Genomic DNA, 5,905 nt, shown 5'->3' with positions numbered 1-5,905 from the left:
AGGGGTTAATTCCATATAGCGCTGGTTTATCAGCATCATCGTCTACACCCCTTATTCAGCAAGGTCTATAGAGCGAGCATTGATAGTTTCATCCTCTAATGGTAATTTTACAACCCATTGAATATCAACAAGATTTTCTGATTTTAAAAATATAAATATTCCAACATATTAAAATGTTGCTAAGCAACAGGTGATAATTGATCAGCTCTGACATTACCAAGACAGCCCAGGCATGCGGAATGAAATAACATCTTAAATTGTATCCCGTCTATGAGACTAATAAAGAAACTTAAGAACTACGTGTTACAAGTGTTTTTGATGAAGGTAGGGAAAAAGGCCATGTTGAGTCAATTCTCTTTAAGAGGTAAGCATGGTTAAGGTGGATTTGCTAAAAAAAGTTAAAATCATTTAATTCTGATTGAATAAAAGTATTTTCTTGCTTTCAATAGTGACAAACTCTAAGGTTAAAGCCTTCAGACATTTTTAATAATGAAATGTAAACAAAGGGTTCAATCTCCAAAGGGTTTAATGAAATATGAATATGAACAGACATCCTACACCGCCTGATTTGCCGCGAGCTCAAGTGTTAGCAGAACGGGCTTTTGCTTCAATAGAACGCTTTCTTCATATAGAGGCCGTTAGCGGTATTGTTCTACTCGTTGCTGCCGCGATAGCGTTAATATGGGCTAATTCACCTTTGGCTGAGAGCTATAATAATGTCTGGCACGCACCTTTTTCTATTGGATTAGGGAACTTTGTGTTTTCCAGGTCGTTACATTTTTGGATTAATGATGCTCTGATGACTTTTTTCTTTCTCGTTGTTGGTATGGAAATTCGTCGTGAAATATTTGAGGGCTCATTAAGTGACATGAGGCAGGCGATGCTTCCAATGATTGCGGCATTAGGTGGCGTTGTTGTTCCTGCATTAATTTTTCTTGGATTCAATTCCCTACCGATTCATCAAAATGGATGGGCGATACCGACAGCTACTGATATTGCATTCGCCGTTGGTGTACTTGCACTGCTGGGACGATCTATCCCGGGAAATATTCGGATATTCTTGCTGACCCTAGCTATCATCGACGACATTATTGCAGTGATCATTATTGCAGTGTTCTATTCGGGTGGTCTTAATTATGGTGGCTTCCTGATTGCTGGTTTGGGTATTATGTTAGTGCTAGGCTTTCAGCGCATCGGGATTGGTTCTGCTTTTAGCTATGTTATTCCGGGAGCCATTATCTGGGTCGGGCTCCTGATGACTGGTGCTCATCCCACTTTAGCAGGAGTGGTGCTTGGTCTAATGACTCCAGTAGTGTCTGTTCGTATGAGTGAGCGTCCTCTAGATATGTTATCTCGCATTGTCAATGAACTTACTGGCCGAGATCCACAAATGGAAGATGAACATAAGTTGGAACGGTCGCTTCGAAAAATTCAGCTTGCTCATAGGGAATTGTTACCCCCTGTTGTTCGAGTCCAAAAAGCATTGCACCCATGGGTTGCTTATGGAGTTATGCCATTATTTGCTTTGGCAAATGCTGGTGTAAGTATGAGCAAGGGCACTTTTTCTGGTGATAATGAGCTGCAAATTATCATTGGTGTTGCTATAGCTTTGGTGATCGGAAAGCCACTTGGTATCTTAAGTTTAAGCTGGTTGTCTGTGCGAATAAGATGGTGTCAATTGCCACCAGATGTGAACTGGCAAGGCGTAGGATTGGTAGGTCTTCTGGCCGGCATTGGGTTTACAATGTCCATTTTTATTGCAATGTTAGCTTTCGATAATGAACATTTGCTCAATGCAGCGAAGCTGGGAGTATTGATTGGTTCCTTTACTGCTGCTGTATTGGGACTTGTATGGGGTAAATTTTACATAAACAGACGATTAAGCTTAGAAAAATGATTAGGAATTTTTAATTACTATTTAAATGACCGTATTAACCACTTCAAATTTCAATACCAATAATAAAAAACCTCTGTATTGTTTGAGTCCAGAGTGAGTTTAATAGTTAGTGAGACTCTTTTATCCCGATGGGTACTCCTCTGAATTTCAGATATTTATAAAGGGTAGGTTTTGAAATACCAAGTTGTTTTGCTATTTGTTCCGATGTTAATTCTCCTTGACGATAAAGTGCTTCTGCAGCACATGCCTTTTCAGTCGCTTGCTTAGTAAGGCCTTGGGGTCGGCCACCGGTTCTACCCCTTGCTCGTGCTGAGGATAACCCAGCCATAGTACGCTCACGAATTAAATCTTTTTCGAACTCCGCTAAGGAGGCAAAAAGATTAAACATTAGTCTTCCCTGTGCTGTAGTAGTGTCAATCGGGTCTTGAATACTAATGATTCCAACCCCTTTGTTTATTAGTTCATTGAATGTAGTAATTAAATGTTGGAGCGATCTACCCATTCGATCCAACTTCCATATAATTAGCGTATCTCCAGATTTTAGTATGGTGAGTAATTCATTCAACTTAGGTCGATCAGTTTTAGCCCCTTTGGCTACTTCTCGAAATATTTTTTGGCAACCTGCTTTTGTAAGTGCATCAATTTGTAAATCCAGATTTTGGTCTCGAGTTGAGACTCGGGCATATCCATATATTACACAATCGTTCATTATAACTTCTCTTTATAAGTTCTTTTAACTTTGATAGAATTAACCAATTTCGTTAACTATAAAGCCTTTGATTTCAGGTTGCTAGTGAAACCTGCAAGGCAGTTAATAATAACCAGCGTTTTTTTGAACTCCTACCTCTGACCAAAAACTCACTGCTCTCAATTTGGAATATTTTTGTGGCCATTAGTGATCACCTCACCATCTTGTCTCAGGAAGAGATAAGCCAACTCTATGATTTGCCTAAAATTGATGAAGAAGACCGCTCCTTATTTTTTGAAATAACAGCTGAGGACGAGGTTTATCTCAGCAAACAGAGTATTGTAAACAATAAAATCAATTATCTGTTGCAAGTGGGATACTTCAGGGCAACCAGGAATTTTTATAAATTTACTTTTCAACAAGTAAAAGACGACACACAGTTTATTATCAAACAACATTTTCCAGGAACTAATTTCCCTAAAAAAGACATAGATATCAATAAGCATTATGCTGCACAAAAAATGATTTGTGATATTTACAGTTATACACGTTCAGGCGCTGAATTTATTGCTAATCTGGGTCGCCATGCAAAAAAACTCACTAGCCGTGATTTGCAACCAAAATTTGTTTTTGATGAACTCTTGGAGTTTTGTGAACAGCATAAAACTATTCGTCCTAAATATTCAACATTACAGAGTATTGTTTCAAAAGCGATTAATCGAGAAGAAAACAGGCTCACTTTAAAATTAGAGCGTTTATTAAATAAAGGTGAAAAGGCTGATCTTGATAGTTTATTAGCAAAGGACGACCTATTTCACAATTTAACTTTGTTGAAAAAAGATCCAAAGAACTTTAAAACCAAAGAAATGCAGAAAGAACTCTCGAAACAAAAAAAAATTGTCGCTTTATTTAATAAATCGAAAATGATAATACCTTTATTGAACATCTCAAGGCAGAACATTCAATACTATACAGGGCTTGCCGAGTTCTATGAGGTCAATATACTTCAAAAATTAAACAGAAAAAAAGCAAGGTTATATTTGATATGCTTTGTTTGGCAGCGTTTTGTTAAATTAAATGATCATCTGACTTCATTTTTTATTCACAAAATGGGTACATATGAAGATTTAGCGAAAGCTTATGCACAAGCCTGTGTATTAGAAGCTAAACTTGGAATAGATCCTGCTCGAAAAACAGCAAGTAAGATTCTAAAAATCATTGCTAATCATGATATTGTTCCAGACAATATTCGTCCAAGTTGTTATGAGATTGTTGATCAAAAAAACTTTAGCGTATTTGCAGAAAAACTGGCAAATCCATCGATTGATGAGAGAGACTATACATGGACATATTATGACAATGAATTCAGCGCTATTAAAACGAATTTACGTTCCATTTTCACAGCTTTAGAATTTAATTCTGAGCAACAAGCAAATTTAGGTAGTGCAATTGAGTTCATGCAGCAGCTACTTGGTAAAGGGAAGGTAGAAGACATCCCTGCACTTGGAGCACCTCTCGCTTTCGCACCATCGGGAATGACAAAATATTTAATTTATAAGAAAATTATAAGCGGTTCTGGCAAACGATTAAAGAAAATTAAATTTATTAATATTAATCGGTATGAAGTGATTCTGTATCAGCAAATTGCTAAAGAACTCAGCTCTGGCAACCTGTTTATTTCAGACACAGTGAATTATCGACGATTGGAGGATGAATTAATTTCCAAGGACTCTTGGTTAAAGGACAAAACAAAAATACTTGATAATTTATCCAACTGCTTAAACTTAAAGCCTATAGCGTCATTGCTTAAAGCTATGGAGAAAGAAATTGATGGACTATATAAGCAAGTTAATCAGCGCATTGTTTCAAAACAAAACAAGAATATAAAAATTGATGAAGATAAATTAACCTGGCGACTACCTTATAAAAAGAAAGAAGATCTGGCTAATAATCCTTTCTATAAAAAAATCGAAACGGTAAGTCTGGCCAGTGGCATTGAGTATACGGCCCAAGCGACGGGTTTTTTTGAGAGTTTCACTCATATTTTAAATAAGGGGGCTAAAACAGCTGTAAAACCAGAACATGTCAAAGCGTACCTTATTGCTCAAGGAGCCTCTATTGGGAAGAAGCGAATGGCTGAGTCTTCTGATGTAAGTATTCACGATTTAAATAATGTTGAAGGTACTTTTATTCGACTGGAATCACTGATTGGCGCAGGCGATCAAATTATTAATCACATTGCGAAACTACCCATCTTTGAATATTATAATTTATCGGACTATGGAATACATGCAAGTCTTGATGGTCAAAAATTAGAAACAAAATATCAAACAATAATGGCACGGTACTCAACAAAATATTTTGGATATGGAAAGGGTGTTGTTTCTTATAGTCTAATTGCTAATCATCTACCCGTTAATACCAAAGTAATTGGTGCAAATGAACATGAAAGCCATCATGTTCTGGATATTGTTTATAACAATACCAGCGATCTGAAGATTACAGCGGTATCTGGAGACATGCATAGCATCAACCGGGTTAATTTTGCAATGATGTATTTGTTTGGTTATGATTTTATGCCAAGGTTCACCCAAATAAATAGAAAAGCCGATAAAAATCTTGTTGCCTTTAAAAAGCCAAGCGAATACAGTAAATTTTTAATAAAGCCTTCTAAAAAAATACCCAAACAATTAATTATTGATGAATGGGATAATATCTTGAGAATTATCGCATCCATTGCGATGAAAGAAACCTCACAGAGTACGGTGATAAGAAAACTATCTTCTTATACACAAGCAAACTCTACTCTAAAGGCATTGATAGAGTTTGATAAGATAATTATGAGCATTTATATGCTTAAGTACATTGATGATGTTGAGATGAGACGTTGTGTCCACCGAGCATTAAATAGAGGAGAGGCATTCCATCAATTACGTTCAGCCATCCTCAAAATCAGTGGTAAGCAATTGTTAGGAAAAACTGACAAAATGTTAGAAATTAATAATCAATGCAATAAAATCTTGGCTTGTTGCATGATTTATTACAATACTGCTTTATTATCAGCTCTTTTAGAGCAGGCTAAACAACGTGGCGATGAGGCATTATGCAACGAAATTAAACGATTATCTCCCGTTGCTTGGCAACATTTTAATATGTTGGGTACATTTACATTTTGCAAATCTGAAAAACTTATTGATATTCAAGAGGTTGCGAAATTGTTGTTAGAGGATGAAACTATTAATGCTCGCTCTATAAGTCTTGCTGTATAAGAGATGTAACGGGTAATGCTGATAAACCAGCGCTATATGGAATTAACCCCT

At 36.5% G+C, this 5,905-nt stretch carries 3 protein-coding genes; 2 read left to right on the top strand and 1 reads right to left on the bottom strand.

Annotated elements, in window-relative coordinates; all coding sequences use genetic code 11:
* Nucleotides 1-535: 535 nt before the first annotated feature.
* Nucleotides 536-1,897 carry a Na+/H+ antiporter NhaA gene (gene nhaA, locus Q0495_RS02225; protein WP_241534020.1) on the top strand — a complete coding sequence of 454 codons (1,362 nt, stop codon included), beginning with the start codon at nt 536-538 and terminating at the stop codon, nt 1,895-1,897.
* 106 nt (nt 1,898-2,003) lie between these two features.
* On the opposite strand, the gene Q0495_RS02220 is transcribed toward nhaA, so the two are convergent.
* Nucleotides 2,004-2,606 carry a recombinase family protein gene (locus Q0495_RS02220; RefSeq protein WP_241534019.1) on the bottom strand — a complete coding sequence of 201 codons (603 nt, stop codon included), beginning with the start codon at nt 2,604-2,606 and terminating at the stop codon, nt 2,004-2,006.
* A 176-nt stretch (nt 2,607-2,782) separates the two neighbouring features.
* On the opposite strand from Q0495_RS02220, the gene Q0495_RS02215 reads away from it, so the two are divergent.
* Complete coding sequence (locus Q0495_RS02215) at nt 2,783-5,854, top strand: Tn3 family transposase (RefSeq protein ID WP_298622579.1); 3,072 nt, start codon at nt 2,783-2,785, stop codon at nt 5,852-5,854.
* The last annotated feature ends 51 nt before the right edge of the window (nt 5,855-5,905 follow it).

Origin of the sequence: uncultured Legionella sp. (assembly GCF_937871865.1) — a bacterium.
GTDB lineage: Bacteria > Pseudomonadota > Gammaproteobacteria > Legionellales > Legionellaceae > Legionella.
Note: the sequence above shows the minus strand (reverse complement) of the source record. Positions and strands in the feature narration are given on the sequence as shown.